16 protein-coding genes are annotated in these 16,072 nt (G+C 65.1%); 6 read left to right on the top strand and 10 right to left on the bottom strand.

The features are described 5' to 3' along the window. Positions 1-45: 45 nt before the first annotated feature. From NNX38_RS07870 to NNX38_RS07855, 4 genes are read right to left on the bottom strand one after another with little or no spacing between them, the layout of a single operon-like run. Positions 46-522 carry a hypothetical protein gene (locus NNX38_RS07870; RefSeq protein WP_255797492.1) on the bottom strand — a complete coding sequence of 159 codons (477 nt, stop codon included), beginning with the start codon at positions 520-522 and terminating at the stop codon, positions 46-48. 52 nt (positions 523-574) lie between these two features. Then, a complete protein-coding gene (locus tag NNX38_RS07865; protein WP_255797491.1) occupies positions 575-1,369 on the bottom strand; it encodes an ABC transporter permease subunit in 795 nt (264 codons plus the stop codon). Next, on the bottom strand, positions 1,366-2,334 hold the full coding sequence (locus NNX38_RS07860) for an ABC transporter ATP-binding protein (RefSeq protein WP_255797490.1): 969 nt from the start codon (positions 2,332-2,334) through the stop codon (positions 1,366-1,368). Before NNX38_RS07860 ends, NNX38_RS07865 begins: the two co-directional genes overlap by 4 nt. A 9-nt stretch (positions 2,335-2,343) precedes the next feature. Next, complete coding sequence (locus NNX38_RS07855) at positions 2,344-2,949, bottom strand: DinB family protein (RefSeq protein ID WP_255797489.1); 606 nt, start codon at positions 2,947-2,949, stop codon at positions 2,344-2,346. 134 nt (positions 2,950-3,083) lie between these two features. On the opposite strand from NNX38_RS07855, the gene NNX38_RS07850 reads away from it, so the two are divergent. Then, a complete protein-coding gene (locus NNX38_RS07850) occupies positions 3,084-3,542 on the top strand; it encodes a hypothetical protein (RefSeq protein ID WP_255797488.1) in 459 nt (152 codons plus the stop codon). 69 nt (positions 3,543-3,611) lie between these two features. Here NNX38_RS07850 and nrdF read toward each other — a convergent pair whose 3' ends face one another. The 4 genes from nrdF to nrdH form a co-directional block, all read right to left on the bottom strand. Next, the gene (gene nrdF / locus NNX38_RS07845) at positions 3,612-4,586 is read right to left on the bottom strand and encodes a class 1b ribonucleoside-diphosphate reductase subunit beta (RefSeq protein ID WP_255797487.1); all 975 of its coding nucleotides are present in this window, start codon (positions 4,584-4,586) and stop codon (positions 3,612-3,614) included. A 54-nt stretch (positions 4,587-4,640) separates the two neighbouring features. Beyond that, the gene (nrdE, locus tag NNX38_RS07840) at positions 4,641-6,779 is read right to left on the bottom strand and encodes a class 1b ribonucleoside-diphosphate reductase subunit alpha (RefSeq protein ID WP_255797621.1); all 2,139 of its coding nucleotides are present in this window, start codon (positions 6,777-6,779) and stop codon (positions 4,641-4,643) included. Then, complete coding sequence (gene nrdI, locus NNX38_RS07835; protein WP_255797486.1) at positions 6,776-7,273, bottom strand: class Ib ribonucleoside-diphosphate reductase assembly flavoprotein NrdI; 498 nt, start codon at positions 7,271-7,273, stop codon at positions 6,776-6,778. Before nrdI ends, nrdE begins: the two co-directional genes overlap by 4 nt. 99 nt (positions 7,274-7,372) lie before the next feature. Continuing rightward, on the bottom strand, positions 7,373-7,618 hold the full coding sequence (gene nrdH / locus NNX38_RS07830; RefSeq protein ID WP_146361766.1) for a glutaredoxin-like protein NrdH: 246 nt from the start codon (positions 7,616-7,618) through the stop codon (positions 7,373-7,375). 452 nt (positions 7,619-8,070) lie between these two features. On the opposite strand from nrdH, the gene NNX38_RS07825 reads away from it, so the two are divergent. The 3 genes from NNX38_RS07825 (at position 8,071) to NNX38_RS07815 (ending at position 10,981) form a co-directional block, all read left to right on the top strand. Beyond that, positions 8,071-9,009 carry a LysR family transcriptional regulator gene (locus NNX38_RS07825; RefSeq protein WP_255797485.1) on the top strand — a complete coding sequence of 313 codons (939 nt, stop codon included), beginning with the start codon at positions 8,071-8,073 and terminating at the stop codon, positions 9,007-9,009. Positions 9,010-9,049: 40 nt separating this feature from the next. Continuing rightward, positions 9,050-10,150, top strand: coding sequence for an aromatic acid exporter family protein (locus NNX38_RS07820; protein WP_255797484.1), 1,101 nt, complete (start codon positions 9,050-9,052; stop codon positions 10,148-10,150). Between the two features lie 561 nt (positions 10,151-10,711). Next, on the top strand, positions 10,712-10,981 hold the full coding sequence (locus NNX38_RS07815; RefSeq protein WP_255797483.1) for a hypothetical protein: 270 nt from the start codon (positions 10,712-10,714) through the stop codon (positions 10,979-10,981). A gap of 64 nt (positions 10,982-11,045) precedes the next feature. Here NNX38_RS07815 and NNX38_RS07810 read toward each other — a convergent pair whose 3' ends face one another. Further along, positions 11,046-12,119, bottom strand: coding sequence for an App1 family protein (locus NNX38_RS07810; RefSeq protein WP_255797482.1), 1,074 nt, complete (start codon positions 12,117-12,119; stop codon positions 11,046-11,048). A gap of 62 nt (positions 12,120-12,181) precedes the next feature. Next, the gene (locus tag NNX38_RS07805) at positions 12,182-13,279 is read right to left on the bottom strand and encodes an acyl-CoA desaturase (RefSeq protein ID WP_255797481.1); all 1,098 of its coding nucleotides are present in this window, start codon (positions 13,277-13,279) and stop codon (positions 12,182-12,184) included. A gap of 192 nt (positions 13,280-13,471) precedes the next feature. Between NNX38_RS07805 and NNX38_RS07800 the strand changes: the two genes are divergently transcribed. Next, positions 13,472-14,767, top strand: a complete 1,296-nt coding sequence (locus tag NNX38_RS07800; RefSeq protein ID WP_255797480.1) for an amino acid deaminase/aldolase — start codon at positions 13,472-13,474, stop codon at positions 14,765-14,767. Continuing rightward, positions 14,764-16,071, top strand: coding sequence for a D-arabinono-1,4-lactone oxidase (locus tag NNX38_RS07795; RefSeq protein ID WP_255797479.1), 1,308 nt, complete (start codon positions 14,764-14,766; stop codon positions 16,069-16,071). Before NNX38_RS07800 ends, NNX38_RS07795 begins: the two co-directional genes overlap by 4 nt. Position 16,072: the final 1 nt, after the last annotated feature.

Genomic DNA, 16,072 nt, shown 5'->3' with positions numbered 1-16,072 from the left:
GTCAAATAAACGTATTGTTACGAATAATGACGAATGGGGTACAGGCTACCCCGCCGCCGGACCGACGAAACGGCCGCCCAGCTCCTCGGCGAGAGCGGCGATGTGGTCGGAACCGGGTTTCCCGCCCTCACGGCCCGGAAGAACCAGCACGTGCCAGTTGCTGCCTTCGGCGAAGTACGGCAGCGGGTTTTCGGCGGCGTTCAACAGTTCGGACGCCTTGGTCCGGTCCGCCTCGTTCTCGTAGCGGACTATTTCGACCGTGTCGGTGCACATCCGGTACTCGGGAAGATATCCGTCTATCTGTATCGTGACCGGTTCCGCCGTGCTGCCGGGGTCGCAGTCCAGGACGCCGGCGACGGCGTCGTAGGCTTCATCGATCGACCCGAAAGAGGAAAGAGCGTCCTCGACGGTGCGGCCGGCCGGAGCAGGCTGTTCGTCCGCGGCCGACGATCCGCCGTCCGTGCAGGCGGAAAGCAGCAGCACCGTCGCTGCTGCGGCTGCGAGTCCCTTTACTTTGCGCATTGGCGCCCACCCCGTCGTGTTTGGTGGGGTCATCATTGCACAGGGCCGGCGATCACGTGCCGATGTCCCTCCGGGTGAGTGCGAGGGCCGCGAGCAGCACCAGCAGCGCACTTGTTCCATACAGCGCACCGAGCCCGGCCCAATCGGCCCCGTTGCTGAGCGGGCTGGCGCCGAAGGCCCAGTGATAGGGCGTCCAGGAGTGGAGGTAGTCCAGGTCCGGATTCTGGTTGGCCACCGCGTTGAGGGCGTACCCGCCGACGGCGACCGCAACGGCAGCCGCGAGGGCCCAGACGCGGCGGCCGGTGATTGCCCCCGCAGCCAGGGCGACGGACGCAGTCAGCAGCGCCAGCCCGATGAGCGCCGCGCACCCGGCCCAGACATGGGAAGGAATAAGCCCGAGTTGTGCGGGGCGGTTGAAAACCAGCACGGCCAGGCCGGTGAAAAGCCCGAGCAGCACCAGACGGGCAACAATGGCGGCGCTGCGCTCCAGGACGAGCTGGACCCGGCCGACCGCGTGGGCCAGGAGGAGTTCCAGGGTTCCGCTCTCCTCGTCGCCGGCAATTGCCCGGGTTCCCCACGAAATGGCGGCGATGGTGAAGAGGACGAACCCGATGAGTCCGAAGAAGGTCGACTGGGTGTATCCGGCGCCGGTGGTCAGCTCGTCATAACCCAGCGCGGAAATGAGCTCGGGAGGCAGGCTCTGCAGAAGATCCTGAAAATCCTGCCCGGCCAGGGACGGATAGAGGGGCAGGTACAGGCTCAGGACAGCGAGGATGCCCGCCGCCCATCCCAGAAGCGGACGCCACGAGCCGGCAAACGAGCGGGTGAACAAGGGGAAGCGACTCATTCGGCGGCACCGCCGTCGGCCGGCCCGGCAGCGTTCTTGGGCCCGTAAAACCGCAGGACGGCCTCCTCGAGGTCGGGCTCCTGCACCACCAGGTCGAGGAGGTGATGTCCCGCCAGGGCCGTGATCAGGTCCGGCATGTCCCCCTCGAACCGGGCATGGATCGAGGTTGCATCTCCGGTCGCCGGGTCGGCGGGCGACTGCAGCAGCACCAAGCCAGGCACCCTTGCGAGGCTTTCCATCAAGGCAGGTCCCTCTGCTGCAGTGATTCCAATCCGCACCCGGCGGCCTGCCGCAGCCCGTATGTCCGCCGTGCTGGCGGCGGAGACCACAGTCCCCGAGCGCAGGATCGCCACGGTGTCTGCGGCATCCTCGATCTCGCTGAGTACATGCGAGCTGAGCAGTACCGTCTGGCCGTTGCTGCTCGCCTCCCTCACCAGTGCCAGGAACTCCTGCTGAACCAACGGGTCTAGTCCGCTGGTCGGTTCGTCCAGGATGAGTAGCGGGGGCTGATGCATGAATGCCTGGATGAGCCCCAGTTTCTGCCGGTTTCCCTTGGACAGGGCACGCACCGGGCGGCCGAGGTCCAGGTCGAGCCGCTCCGCCAGCGCCGGAACGGTTCCCGGATCTACGGGTCCACTGATGCGCGCGAAAAAGCAAAGCAGTTCCCGTCCGCTGACTCTGTCCGCCAAGGCCAGATCTCCCGGCAGGAAGCCGATTCGACGGCGCAGGGCGGGCCCTCCGCTGCGGGGATTGACGCCGAGGACGGTTACCTCTCCGGAGCTGGGGCGCAGCAGGTCCAGCAGCAGGCGCATCAGCGTGGTCTTGCCGGCGCCGTTGGGACCGATGATCCCGAAGACGCTTCCGGCTGGAACCTCCAGATCGATGCCTTTCAGTGCTGCAACGCGTCCGAAGTTCTTATGCAACCCACGGGTGCGGACAGCGGCTGAGGCAGAGCCAGTACTCATGGGGTCAGGCTACGCGCCTGCCGTGGGTGTCGGGTAGGCGGCGGCGCCGGCCGGAGCGGGCCAGGATACGTCCCCCGGAGGATCCTCCCCCACCAGCCCGTCCACCGATTCACGGATCAGGTCGGCGTGTCCGGTATGCCGGGCATATTCCTCGATCAGGTCGATCAGCATGCGGCGCAGACTGCCGGCTTGGCCCTCAATGGCGGGCAGCAGCTGGTCGAGTCCACCGTCGTCCAGCGCGGCGGCAAGGCGGTGCCGGGAGCGTCCGACGGCGTCGCTCCACAGGGCGTAGAGGTCCTCCGGGCTGTCGTTTGCGGCGGTGCGCCAGTCCCAGTCCGGATCGTTTTGCCAGTCCACGGCATTCCACGGGACTCCGGGATCCTGACCTTTCAGCCGCCAGGCGAAGTACATGTCCTCCACACCCGCCAGGTGCTTGAGCAGACCACCGAGTGTAATGGCTGAGGTGCCGACGGTGGCGGTGAGGGCTTCGGCGTCAAGGCCGCCGGTTTTCCAGGCAAAGGTGGCGCGCTGCCGGTCCAGGGAACCCAGGAGGGTTTCGGTTTCATTGCCGGCCAGCGGGGGCTCGATTTTGTCCGGGATGTCCTTCTCAGTCATCGCCGAAGACTAGGCGGACGGGGCAGCCGCGTCCATACGTGCTCCGCCCCAACGCGCTTTTGCCCGTGCCTACTGGACGCGGCGGCCGCTGATGCATGGTTGACAGCTGCACCGGCCCGGGCGAGGATCGCGTCATGACTCGGCAGGAAGCCCTCCCCCTCCGCTGCGCGGTCGTGGCGTTCGCGCTGGCCGCCCTGCTGGCCCAACTTGTAGTTGTTCCGCGGATCGCGGCCCGGTCCGCAGCTGCCTACCCGGAGGTTGCGTCCCTGGCGTCCTCGTACGTCACGGTAATCGGGGCTGCGGTGGCCGCCTTCGAGCTGGCGTTGCTGGCAGCCTGGCACCTGGTCTCAGCCGCGGTAGCAAGCAGGTCCGTGACACGTCGGTCGACGGGATGGGCCAACATCATGGCGGTTTCACTGGGTGTCATGGCAGTGCTCTTTGCAGGGGTTTTCGCCCATGCCGGGTTCATCGAGAATATCGGCGGCCCGGCGATGCTGTTCGGGCTGCTGCTCTTCCTAGCTCTCATCCCTGTCGCCTTTGCCTTCAGATACGGGGTCCTGGGCTGGCTGAAAGAAGAACGTTCCGTGCATTAAACAGCGCTGCCGCCGCGACGGACCCGAAAGGCCCGCCGCGGCGGCAATGATGCGGATTCTGCTAAGGAACTAGAAGTCCCAGTCGTCGTCTTCCGTGTTCACGGCCTTGCCGATCACGTAGGAAGAGCCGGAGCCGGAGAAGAAGTCGTGGTTCTCGTCGGCATTCGGTGACAGGGCCGAGAGGATCGCCGGGTTCACGTCCGTCAGGGTGGACGGGAACATGGCCTCGTAGCCCAGGTTCATCAGCGCCTTGTTGGCGTTGTAGTGCAGGAACTTCTTGACGTCCTCGGCCAGGCCGACGCCGTCGTACAGGTCATGCGTGTACTGGACTTCGTTTTCGTACAGCTCGAAGAGCAGCTCGTACGTGTAGTCCTTCAGTTCCTGGCGGCGCTCCTCGGGAACCGTCTCCAGACCGCGCTGGAACTTGTAGCCGATGTAGTAGCCGTGCACTGCCTCGTCACGGATGATGAGGCGGATCAGGTCGGCAGTGTTTGTGAGCTTGGCCCGCGAGGACCAGTACATCGGCAGGTAGAAGCCGGAGTAGAAGAGGAAGGACTCCAGCAGGGTGGAGGCCACCTTGCGCTTCAGGGGATCATCGCCGCGGTAGTAATCCGTGATGATCTGCGCCTTCTTCTGCAGATTCGGGTTCTCCGTGGACCAGCGGAAGGCCTCGTCAATCTCCTTGGTGGAAGCCAGGGTGGAGAAGATCGAGGAGTAGCTCTTGGCGTGCACGGACTCCATGAACGCGATGTTCGTGTAGACCGCTTCCTCGTGCGGGGTGAGCGCATCGGGGATCAGCGAGACGGCACCAATGGTGGCCTGCATGGTGTCCAGCAGGGTCAGTCCCGTGAACACGCGCATGGTCAGCTGCTGCTCATCCGGGGTCAGCGTGGCCCAGGACTGGACGTCGTTGGACAGCGGCACCTTCTCCGGCAGCCAGAAGTTGTTGACCAGGCGGTTCCAGACCTCAACGTCCTTCTCATCCTGGATCCGGTTCCAGTTGATTGCCTCGACGCCGTCGATCAGCTTCAGCTTCTCGGTCATGAATAATTCCTTGTCTTCAAAAGTTCGGGGAAAGGGGTGCGGACAGCGGCAGCCTTACAGCATGCAGGAAACGCAGCCCTCAACCTCGGTGCCTTCCAGCGCGAGCTGGCGCAGGCGGATGTAGTAGATGGTCTTGATGCCCTTGCGCCAGGCGTAGATCTGCGCCTTGTTGATATCGCGGGTGGTTGCGGTGTCCTTGAAGAACAGCGTCAGGGACAGGCCCTGGTCCACGTGCTGGGTCGCAGCAGCGTAGGTGTCGATGATCTTCTCGTAGCCGATCTCGTACGCATCCTGGTAGTACTCCAGGTTGTCGTTGGTCAGGTACGGCGCCGGGTAGTAGACACGTCCCAGCTTGCCTTCCTTGCGGATCTCGATCTTCGACGCCACCGGGTGAATGGAGGAGGTGGAGTTGTTGATGTAGGAGATCGAGCCGGTGGGCGGCACAGCCTGCAGGTTCTGGTTGTAGATGCCGTGTTCCATGACCGATGCCTTCAGCGCCTCCCAGTCAGCCTGGGTGGGGATGTGCACGCCGTCGAACAGTTCGCGGACCCGCTGGGTCTGCGGGACCCATTCCCGGGTGGTGTACTTGTCGAAGTACTCCCCCGTGGCGTACTTGGAGCGCTCGAAGCCGGCGAACTTGCGGCCGGTCTCGATGGCCAGCAGGTTCGACGCCCGCACGGCGTGGTAGACCACCGTGTAGAAGTAGATGTTCGTGAAGTCGATGCCTTCTTCGGAACCGTAGTAGACCCGCTCGCGGGCCAGGTAGCCGTGCAGGTTCATCTGGCCCAGGCCGATGGCGTGCGACATGTCATTGCCCTTGGCAATGGACGGAACCGAACCGATGTGGCTCATGTCCGAAACGGCGGTCAGCGCGCGGATAGCCGTCTCGATGGTCCGGCCGAAGTCCGGCGAGTCCATGGTCTTGGCAATGTTCAGCGAGCCGAGGTTGCAGGAGATGTCCTTGCCGGTCTCGTCGTAGGACAGGTCATCGTTGTACGTGGTGGGCTGGGAAACCTGGAGGATTTCCGAGCACAGGTTGGACATGATGATCTTGCCCTCGATCGGGTTCTCCCGGTTCACCGTGTCCTCGAACATGATGTACGGGTAGCCGGACTCAAACTGGATCTCGGCGAGGGTCTGGAAGAAGTCGCGGGCACGGATCTTGGTCTTCTTGATCCGCGCGTCGTCGACCATCTCGTAGTACTTTTCGGTAACCGAGATGTCGGAGAACGGCATGCCGTAAACCTTCTCGACGTCGTACGGGGAGAACAGGTACATGTCCTCGTCGCGCTTGGCCAGTTCGAAGGTGATGTCGGGGACGACGACGCCGAGCGAGAGGGTCTTGATGCGGATCTTCTCGTCCGCGTTCTCGCGCTTGGTGTCCAGGAACCGGTTGATGTCCGGGTGGTGGGCGTGCAGGTACACCGCGCCGGCACCCTGGCGGGCGCCGAGCTGGTTGGCGTAGGAGAAGCTGTCCTCGAGGAGCTTCATCACGGGGATGACGCCGGAGGACTGGTTCTCGATCTGCTTGATCGGCGCGCCGACCTCGCGGATGTTGGTCAGCGCAAAGGCAACGCCGCCGCCGCGCTTGGACAGCTGCAGCGCGGAGTTGATGGAGCGGCCGATGGACTCCATGTTGTCCTCGATGCGCAGCAGGAAGCAGGAGACCAGCTCGCCGCGCTGGGCCTTGCCGGCGTTGAGGAACGTGGGGGTGGCGGGCTGGAAGCGGCCCTCGATGATTTCGTCCACCATCTGCGTGGCGAGCTGCTCGTCGCCGCGGGCCAGGTGCAGGGCAACCATGCAGACACGGTCTTCGTAACGCTCCAGGTAACGCTTGCCGTCGAAGGTCTTCAGCGTGTACGAGGTGTAGAACTTGAACGCGCCGAGGAAGGTTTCGAAGCGGAACTTCTTCTTGTAGGCGCGGTTGTACAGCTCCTTGATGAAGGTCATGGAGTACTGGTCGAGCGTTTCCGGCTCGTAGTACTCGTTCTTGACCAGGTATTCCAGCTTCTCTTCCAGGTCATGGAAGAAGACCGTGTTGTTGTTAACGTGCTGGAGGAAGTACTGGCGCGCAGCAGCGCGGTCGGCGTCGAACTGGATCTCTCCGTTCTTGCCGTACAGGTTCAGCATGGCGTTGAGCTCGTGATAGCCCAGGCCCTTGTAAGCCTCCGGGAGCTCCTTGGAGTCCGTCATGCCGGCTTCTGCGACTGATGTGTCCAAAACTTTTCCAATCCTTCGTTAACCTTGGCAACGTCCTCGGACGTGCCCATGAGTTCAAATCGATACAGCACGGGGACCTGGCACTTCACGGCGATGATGTCCGCCGCGAGGCAATAGGATTCCCCGAAGTTTGTGTTGCCCGCCCCGATCACACCCCGGATCAAGGAGCGGTTGCGCTCGTTGTTCAGGAACTTGATGACCTGTTTGGGAACGGCGCCCCGGGCTGCGGCCCCCGGTGATGCTGCCGTTCCACCGTAGGTGGGAAGCAGCAGTACGTAGGGCCGGGTGGCCAGCAGTGTGGGCTGGGAGGTGTGGAGCGGAAGAGCCGCCGCGGAGATCCCGAGCTTTTCCACAAAGCGGCGGGTATACCCGGAGGCTGAGGAGAAGTAGATCAGGGAGGCGTCCGTTTCCGGTTGTCCATCCCCTGCGGATGCCGATGCCGGCGCAAAGCCGGCTTGGTCTGCCATCCCCAGTGCCATGGTTGCTGCGCTCCTGACGGGTATTGCGCGGGTGGTGCGTGATGCGAGGTGCTGCGGCGGGAAAGCCGGACGGAGCCCGGCGGCTCCCTAGGCTACGGAGGAAACCTGTGCCTGGGCCAGCTCTTCGATCTTGTCGGGCCGGAAGCCGGACCAGGAGTCCTGCTCGGTGACGACAACGGGGGCCTGCATGTAGCCCATGGCACGGACGCGCTCGAGGGCCTCGGGGTCCTGCGACATGTCCACGCTCTGGTAAACAATGCCCTTCTTGTCGAGGGCACGGTAAGTGGCGTTGCACTGTACGCAGGCGGGCTTGGTGTAAACCGTAACGGTCATGGCTTGGTCTCCCCTAGTGAAGCGTGAAGTCTGTTCTGTGATGCTGGATGGTGCCTGATGAAGCCGGCGATACTGGACGCTCGTCGTGTTCAAAAACTTGCTTGTGAAGCTTGGTGAAGCTCTCGAAGTCTGTTCCTAGATACTACATCCAGTTCCATGCCCAGACACTACATCTAGTGCGCCCCCCAAGGTGGAACCCCTACATGATGTATTACAAGTATGTCATTACACAGGGCCGCCGTCCACAGTTTGTGCACAGGGGATGCCGCGTAAATAGGCGGGATTTCAGCGGCCCGGCGGGGGTTCTCCACAGCCTGTGCAGAACGCCATGCACATGTGACGAGGCAGGCAAGATTCAAGCGTGTCGCGTACCGTGGGCGTGTCGGGTCTAGTACCCGGCAACACTAGATATTGTGGTCGGCCCCGCCGGGGCGAGGAAGGAGGGCGCAGGGATGGTGAATCCCGTGCACCTGAAGACGCTGCTGGAGGTTCTCCGCACCGGCTCGTTTGCCGGAGCGGCCCTGCGGCTGGGCTATACGGCCTCGGCAGTGTCCCAGCAGATGTCCGCCCTGGAGAAGGACACGGGCGCGCGCCTGTTCGAGCGTTCCGCCCGCACCGCCTCGCCCACGGAAGCCGCCGTCGTCATGGCCAGGCACGCCGTCAAGGTGCTCACCGACATGGATGCCCTCCTGGCGGCCGCTACCCGTCCCGGACCGGGCAGCGGCGAGGAGCTGCGCCTGGGCATCTTCCCCAGCCTGGCCACCTTCGCCCTGCCGGAGCTGCTGGCCTCGCCCCAGTGGCGGGACCTGGGAATTGACCTGCTGCTTTCCGTTGCCGAACCAGCGCAGACCATCCAGGGGCTGCGCACCGGCGGAAACCTCGACGTCGCACTGGTGTACCAGGTAGGCCAGGGCGGACTGGCCTGGCCGTCCTCCATCAGCCGCCGCTGGCTGGGCGACGATAACTTCCGTGTGGTGCTGCCCGAGGCCTGGGGTATCCGCAGCGGTGCCGAGGTGTCCGCCGAGCAGCTGGCCGGGATGCCCTGGATCATGCACCATCCCGGCACCCCCGACGCCCTGGTGATTGAGCGGCTCTTCGCCAGCTGCAGCCTCCACCCGCAGGTGGCTGCGTACTGCGATGACTTCAATGCCAGCCTGGCGATGGCTTCCGCCGGCCTGGGCGCGGCGCTGGTGCCGGAACTGGCAATGCTGAACCGGCCGGCCGGGACGGTGGTGCTGGATGTTCCCGAGATCCGTCTGGCGCGCAGCATTTTCGCCCTGCTGATCCACGAACAAAACGTGCAGGTCCGGCTCTTCCTGGACCGGCTGGCCGATGTGCTGGGCCGCCGGAGCATAGTGCCACTCCCCACATCCGGCGCCAGTCAGGGCTGAAAAGTCGTTTCCCGAGTTGGGCTCGGGCCATACTCGAAACATGACCACTGGCGAAAAAACCATCTCCAAACGGTCATTGAGTGCCGTTACCAACCGGGTGACCGGAGTCCTGCGCGTCACCCGGTTCCAACTCGCCTTCAAGGCGACCCTCGCCGTCGGCATCGCCTGGACACTTGCCCCGCATGTGCCGGGGGTGGCTTCGCAGTACCCGTATTACGCTCCGCTGGGCGCCATCGTCAGCATGTACCCCACGGTGTCAGGCTCCTTCCGCACCGGCATGGAGACCCTGGCGGGCCTGGTGACCGGCATGCTTCTGGCGCTGGGGGCACTGCTGATCGGCACCCCGAACGTCTGGACCATTTCCGTGATCGTCGGCATCGGCGTGCTGCTCGGCGGGCTGTCCTTCCTGGGCGCGTCCGGCCGGGAATACGTGCCGATGGCTGCGCTGTTCGTGCTGGTCCTGGGCGGTGATGATCCGGACGGTTACTCGTTCGGCTACGGCGTGCAGATGCTGGTCGGCGTAGGTGTCGGGCTGGCCGTCAACGCCCTCGTCTTCCCTCCCCTGCACCTGAACGGCGCCGTCAACGGGCTGGTGACGCTGCGGAAATCACTGGCACGGCAGCTGCGGGACATGGGGACGGCGCTGGAGGAAACCTGGCCGCCGGAACACGAGGACTGGTCGCAGCGCGAGAGCGAGCTGGATACCCTGACCAAGGAGGTCCGGGAGGCCGTGGAGCTGGCGGACAACAGCCGGCACGGAAACATCCGCAGCCGCAAGTACAGCCGTGATTTCAACGCCGACTACCGGGCGCTGCGGGCCATGGAACGTGCCACCCGGCACGTGAAGGATATGACCGAAGTCCTCACCGACGCCATCTGGCGGAATCCGCAGAACGTCGCTGTCCCGGCCGCCCTGACCGTGCCGCTGGCCGAGGCCGTAAACGCCTGTGCCGAAGCGGTGGAGACCTGGGACCCCGAGAGCGAGGAGCACTCCACGGCAACCCAGGCGCTCGTGGAACTGGTGCGGCTGGTCAACACTTCGGCCTCGGCCGACAGTCCGGTGGATGCGACGGCGGCCCTGGCCATGGACCTGCGCCGCATCCTGCGGATCATCAACACGGAGTCCGACGACGACGCCTAGGTCCGCTGCTCCCTTCCCTGCGGCGCGGGCGGACCGTTAGGGCGACACCCTTCGCCCGGTCCTGAATTCGCCGCGAATACCGGAAATAACCCCGGGAAAACCTGTTCCTTCGATTAAATTTAAATTCCCAAAAAAGTGCGGAATAGCACGCATGCGGGCGGTTCCCGGGGCCTCCCGGGACGCACCCCCTGGTTGACACTGCCCGGCGGAAAAGCAAGACTTCGAAACGTAAACACAGATTGCACTGCGATTCATAAAGCACCATCCGTAGGGGTCAGCCGCCCGGAAATCGGGTTAGACAACATGGAGGGCCTCCCCACTAAAAAGGGGGAACCAATGTTAATGAAACAACGCAGAATTGCACTGCCGGCATTAGCCGCATTTTCGCTTGCCGCTATATCCCTGTCGGGTTGTTCACCAGCAGATACAGCAGATACAGCAGCAACAGCGGAAGGCTCCGCTGCCCCGGAGACCCCGGCAACCCAGAGCCCGGGAGCCCCGTCCGAATCGGCCTTCCCGGTCTCGGCGCCGGACAAAGGCTCAGCTGTCCTCGTTACCCAGATGGAGGACGCGGACGGCGGCAGTTTCGCCGTCCATGGTCTCCGCAGTGATGCCGAGGCCCTTACCTTCGACGCAGACTGTGCCCGGGCCAGCACCGTCACCGTTGACGTTGCGAACGTCGGCCCTGTGTCGTTCTCGTGCGGGCAGGAGGGCGCAACCACCACCGCGACGATGGATGTGCGGCCCGCCGCAGGCATCATTGACGTGACGGTGACCGTGGAGGAAGGCGTTCCCTGGGGAGTAACGATCACCGAGGCAGAACTGCCCTAGAACGCAAAACGGCCCGTGCCCTGGGATTGCCCAGGGCACGAGCCGTTTCGCAAAAGGGGGAAAGCTACCCCTCGTCCGTCAGCAGACCGATCTCGGCAAGCTGACGGGCCATCCCGGCGCCGTCGGGCGCGTAGATCCAGGGCACGTCCACCGGGGTCTCCCCCGGCTTGCCCGTCCGTCCACCGGCCAGCACCGCTTCGCCGGCCGAGAGCTGGCGGATGGCAATGGCCCGGACGTTCTCCGGGTGGCGCTGGGCGAAGTCCGCGTAGATCTCTTCGTCATGCTGGCCGTTGTCGCCGATCAGCAGCCACTTGATGTCCGGGAATTCCTGGGCGAGCCGTTCCAGCTGGCTGCGCTTGTGCGCCTGGCCGCTGCGGAACCAGCGGTCCGTGGTGGGACCCCAGTCGGTCAGCAGCAGCGGACCGGCCGGGTAGAGGTTGCGGGTAATGAACCGGGTCAGCGTAGCGGCGACGTTCCAGGCGCCGGTCGAGAGGTAAAGCACCGGGCCCACGGGGTTTTCCCGCGCGAGGCGGTCCATCATCACGGCCATGCCCGGCGTGGGCGTACGGGCGTGCTCATCGAGGACAAATGTGTTCCAGGCTGCCAGCATCGGCCGCGGGAGCGCGGTGACCATGATGGTGTCGTCAATGTCCGACACCACGCCCACTTCGGCTGCGGGATCCACCACGTAGATCGGCGCGGTGGTTTCCTCACCGTCTTCGGAACGCAGGAGGACGGTGGTCCAGCCCGGAGCAAGATCCGCAGGCAGGACGGCGTCAACCACTCCCCCTCGGTCCGCGGTGACTACGTGCTTCTGGTCGCCCACAATTACGGTGACCGTGGCTTTGTTGACCGGCGGGCTCATGAAGTTCCGCCAGCCGCGGATGCCGTCCGCGATCGCCTTGGACGCCATCGACTTTTCAGCGCCGTCAAAATAACCGGGCTTGGCCAGGATGACCCGGCCGAGCACACGCACCCATTCAGTAGAGCCGTAGCCGGTGAAGGGAAGGACTGTCTGCACGTCCCCCCGCTTCCGGGCACGTTCATCGCGCCATGCATGCAGGGAATCCTCCATGCGCATGCCGAGGTGGGCCACCGGGGTTTTGTCCGCCGGACGGGCTGCGGGGTTTTTTGTCATATTCCTAGTCTGTCAGATGCTTCGATTGCGGGTATTCGCCGTTGCTCCGGCGGATCCGCAAGCTAGATACGGTACTTAGACCGGACCGGGCAGTCGAACGGATCCCGGGCGGAGAGGCCTACCTCGTTGAGGTACCGAACCACAATGGCGTAGGACTGCACGAGTGTGGTCTCGGTGTAGGGGATGGAATGCTTGGCGCAGTGTTCCTTCACCAGTTCGCTGGCCCGGGCCAGCGACGGCCGGGGCATGCTCGGGAACAGGTGGTGCTCCACCTGGTAGTTCAGCCCGCCCATCAGGGTGTTCATGCCGCGTCCCACGATGTTCCGGGAAGTCAGAACCTGGCGGCTCAGGAAATCGACCTTGGAGTCCCTGGGGAGAATCGGCATGCCCTTGTGGTTCGGGGCGAACGAAGCACCCATGTAGACACCGAAGACTGCGAGCTGCACGCCGATGAAGGCGAAGGCCATTCCCACCGGCAGGAAGAAGAACACGGCGGCCAGGTACAGGCCCAGCCGGGTGAAGACCATAACCAGTTCGGAGACGCGGCCCTTGACCTGCTTGTTCGCGAACAGGTGCTTGATGGACGTCGCATGGAGGTTGATGCCCTCCAGCATCAGCAGCGGGAAGAACAACCAGCCCTGACGGCGCGCAAACCAGGCCATGAAGCCCTTCTGCCGTGCCGCCTGCTCCGGCAGGAAGGAGATGGTGTCCATGTCGATGTCCGGGTCCTTGCCCACCGTGTTGGGGTTGGCATGGTGCCGGCTGTGCTTGTTCATCCACCACTGGTAACTGATGCCGACGACGGCGTTTGCCACGAACTTGCCGGCCCGGTCATTAGCCGGCCCCGATTCGAAGACCTGCCGGTGCGATGCCTCGTGCGCAATAAACGCGAGCTGCGTCAGGAGGATGCCCAGCGCCGCGGCGATGAGCAGCTGGAACCAGCTTTCCCCGATAAAGAAAGATCCTGTCGCGGCGGCAACCACGCCGACGCACAGGAACACGAACGTGGTGATGTAGAAAGAGCTCCGGCGTTTCAGCAGGCCTTCGTCGCGGACGGCCTTGAGCAGTCCGGAGTAGGTGCTGGTGACGTTGTTCCGGCGCGGCTTCTTTTCGCTCGGGGTTTCTTCAACGGGTGCAGTGGAGGATGCGGTTATGCTCATGCGGCCTTCTGGTGGTGTACGACTTCCCAGTCGGCGTGGCGAGCGGTTTCGCTCTACAGATGTGACCACCCTAACCCGGAAGTCTGGTGTTTGTCTGTGACATCCCGCGGGTAACCGGCCGGGTGCAGCGTGTTGCGTGCTGGAGGGGACGGTGTTCCGTGTTTAGGGTGGGTGCAGACAACGGAGGTCACCATGGGCGACAGCAACGAAGCGGCAGCTCCCGCTCCCCCTCTGCAACTGTTCCCGCCCGGGTTCCCGGGCCCGCCGGACACCACGGCCGCTCTCCTGCCCTGGCTGACCCCGGAAACCTATTGGCCCGCCCTGTCGGAGGCAACCGCGGCACTGCCCGCACCGGTGGCAGTGCTGGAGCTGCAGGCCCTTCGGTTCAACGCCGCGGACCTGCTCCGGCGCGCCGGCGGAGTTCCGCTGCGGATTGCCAGCAAGTCCCTCCGGGTCCGAGGTGTCATCGAGGCCCTGCTTCAGCTCCCGGGTTTTCAGGGCGTCTTCGGCTACACGCTTCCCGAGGCCCTGTGGCTGGCGGAGCAGTGCACGGACGTCCTGGTGGGATATCCCAGCACGGACCGAGCGGCCCTGACCCGGCTCCTCGGCGACGAGCGGCTCGCCGCCCGGGTGACCCTGATGGTCGATGACGAATCCCAGCTGGACCTGGTAGATGCCCTGGCGCCGGCAGGAAAGCGCCCCGAAGTGCGTATCTGCCTGGATGCGGACGCCTCCTGGCAGGCGCCGGCACTGGGCTTCATCGGCACCCGGCGCTCTCCGCTGCACACCCCGGACGACGCCGTCGGGCTGGGCCGGCGGATTGCCGCCCGTCCCGGCTTCCGGCTGGTGGGCCTGATGATGTACGAAGCCCAGGTGGCCGGCGTAGGCGATGCCGTTCCCGGGGCAGGTCCGATGAATGTCCTGATGCGGCACCTCCAGCCGCGGTCCATGGCCGAGCTCCTTGACCGCAGGCAGCTCATTGCGGGGCGGCTGCGCGAACTGTGCCCGCTCGAATTCGTGAACGGCGGCGGCACCGGCTCCATTGAAGCCACCCGCGCGGACCCTGCGGTCACCGAGATCACGGCCGGGTCCGGGCTCTTCGGCGGACACTTGTTCGACAACTACCGCGCGTTTACGCCGGCTCCCGCCGCAGCCTACGCCTTCGACGTCGTCCGCCGTCCGACGTCGGACACCGCCACCGTGCTGGGCGGCGGATGGATCGCTTCGGGGCCGCCGGGGCCCAGCCGCGCCCCGCGTCCGGTCTGGCCTCCGGACCTGCGTTTCCTCCCGCGGGAAGGGGCGGGTGAGGTGCAGACTCCCCTGCGCGGCGCAGCTGCCGGGACGCTGCATCCCGGTGACCGCGTCTGGTTCCGGCATGCCAAGAGCGGCGAGCCGGCCGAACATTTCAACGAGTACCAGGTTGTGGACCGCGGGAAGATTGTGGGCACGCTGCCCACCTACCGCGGCGAGGGGAAGGCGTTCCTGTGACCGCGGCGGGCACCTTGTGGGAAAACTGGGGACGGAACGTGACGGCGCAACCGCTCCGCGTGGAGCGCCCGATCGATACTGCAGCCCTGCAGCGGTGCGTCGCCGACGCGGCAGGTGCCGGGCTGCGGGTCAAAGCCGTGGGCGCGGGCCACAGCTTCACCGACATCGCCGCCACCGACGGCGTCCAGCTGGACCTCAGCGCCCTGCAGGGGATCATCGCAGTGGACACCGGAAGGTCCCGGGTGCGGCTGCGTGCCGGCACCCGGCTGCACCGGATACCATCCCTGCTGGAACCTTACGGACTGGCAATGCCGAACCTCGGCGACATTGACCGGCAGTCCATCGCCGGCGCAGTCTCCACCGGTACGCACGGAACGGGCGCCGCGTTCGGCGGGATGGCCACCCAAGTAGTGGGAGTGACCCTGGTCCAGCCCGACGGCGGCCTGCTCAGCGTGGGCGACGACGATCCGCTGCTCCCGGCCGCCGCCCTCGGACTGGGCGCCTTGGGTGTCATCGCCGACGTCACCCTGCAGTGCGTACCCGCATTCGTCCTCCAGGCCCAGGAACGCTCCGAGCCCCTGGCGGATGTACTCCAGAGCCTGGCGGACCGGGTCAAAGCAACCGACCATTTCGAGTTTTACTGGTTTCCGCACACCGATCGCGCTGCCACCAAGGCGAACACCCGCCTGCCGGGCACTGCACGCTGCCGTCCGCCCGGTCCCGGTGCGCGCTGGATTAACGACACCCTGCTGGCGAACACGCTGTTCCGGGCAACCTGCGCCGCAGGCAGTGCCGTACCAGCCGTAGTCCCTGCCGTGAACGCCGCAGCGGCACGGCTGCTCGGCGGCCGGGACTATTCGGATGCCTCGGCACAGGTCTTCACCACCGGGCGCACCGTGCGGTTCCGGGAAATGGAGTACGCCGTTTCGGCGGACCGCGTGGGGCCGGCCTTCTCCGCCCTGCAGCAACTGATCGAGGAGCACCGCTGGAGGATCTCCTTTCCCGTAGAGGTCCGCTGGGCGGCCGCCGATGACCGCTGGCTGTCCACCGCCTACGGCAGGGACACCGCCTATATAGCCGTGCACCGCTATTACCGGGAGGACTTTGCCGAGTACTTCACCGCTGTTGAGGAACTTCTGCTCGCCCACGGGGGGCGGCCGCATTGGGGCAAGCTGCATTCGCGCCACGCGGCGGCGCTGGCTCAGCGGTATCCGCGTTTCGGGGACTTCCTGGCGGTACGGGAACGGCTGGATCCGGACCGGGTCTTCGCCAACGCCTATCTGGACCGGGTGCTGGGCGCCTAAC

It is taken from the genome of Arthrobacter sp. zg-Y238, from assembly GCF_024385525.1.
In the GTDB taxonomy this organism is placed as follows: Bacteria; Actinomycetota; Actinomycetes; order Actinomycetales; family Micrococcaceae; genus Arthrobacter_B; species Arthrobacter_B jinronghuae.
This window is presented reverse-complemented; position numbering and strand designations above follow the sequence as displayed.

What these genes read in the sequence shown, in the direction of transcription:
- NNX38_RS07805 (WP_255797481.1), bottom strand. Translation starts at nt 13,279, where the DNA reads ATGAGCATAACCGCATCCTCCACTGCACCCGTTGAAGAAACCCCGAGC.
- NNX38_RS07860 (WP_255797490.1), bottom strand. Translation starts at nt 2,334, where the DNA reads ATGAGTACTGGCTCTGCCTCAGCCGCTGTCCGCACCCGTGGGTTGCAT.
- NNX38_RS07870 (WP_255797492.1), bottom strand. Translation starts at nt 522, where the DNA reads ATGCGCAAAGTAAAGGGACTCGCAGCCGCAGCAGCGACGGTGCTGCTG.
- NNX38_RS07820 (WP_255797484.1), top strand. Translation starts at nt 9,050, where the DNA reads ATGACCACTGGCGAAAAAACCATCTCCAAACGGTCATTGAGTGCCGTT.
- nrdH (WP_146361766.1), bottom strand. Translation starts at nt 7,618, where the DNA reads ATGACCGTTACGGTTTACACCAAGCCCGCCTGCGTACAGTGCAACGCC.
- nrdF (WP_255797487.1), bottom strand. Translation starts at nt 4,586, where the DNA reads ATGACCGAGAAGCTGAAGCTGATCGACGGCGTCGAGGCAATCAACTGG.
- NNX38_RS07810 (WP_255797482.1), bottom strand. Translation starts at nt 12,119, where the DNA reads ATGACAAAAAACCCCGCAGCCCGTCCGGCGGACAAAACCCCGGTGGCC.
- nrdI (WP_255797486.1), bottom strand. Translation starts at nt 7,273, where the DNA reads ATGGCAGACCAAGCCGGCTTTGCGCCGGCATCGGCATCCGCAGGGGAT.
- NNX38_RS07855 (WP_255797489.1), bottom strand. Translation starts at nt 2,949, where the DNA reads ATGACTGAGAAGGACATCCCGGACAAAATCGAGCCCCCGCTGGCCGGC.
- NNX38_RS07850 (WP_255797488.1), top strand. Translation starts at nt 3,084, where the DNA reads ATGACTCGGCAGGAAGCCCTCCCCCTCCGCTGCGCGGTCGTGGCGTTC.
- nrdE (WP_255797621.1), bottom strand. Translation starts at nt 6,779, where the DNA reads ATGACGGACTCCAAGGAGCTCCCGGAGGCTTACAAGGGCCTGGGCTAT.
- NNX38_RS07800 (WP_255797480.1), top strand. Translation starts at nt 13,472, where the DNA reads ATGGGCGACAGCAACGAAGCGGCAGCTCCCGCTCCCCCTCTGCAACTG.
- NNX38_RS07815 (WP_255797483.1), top strand. Translation starts at nt 10,712, where the DNA reads ATGGAGGACGCGGACGGCGGCAGTTTCGCCGTCCATGGTCTCCGCAGT.
- NNX38_RS07825 (WP_255797485.1), top strand. Translation starts at nt 8,071, where the DNA reads ATGGTGAATCCCGTGCACCTGAAGACGCTGCTGGAGGTTCTCCGCACC.
- NNX38_RS07865 (WP_255797491.1), bottom strand. Translation starts at nt 1,369, where the DNA reads ATGAGTCGCTTCCCCTTGTTCACCCGCTCGTTTGCCGGCTCGTGGCGT.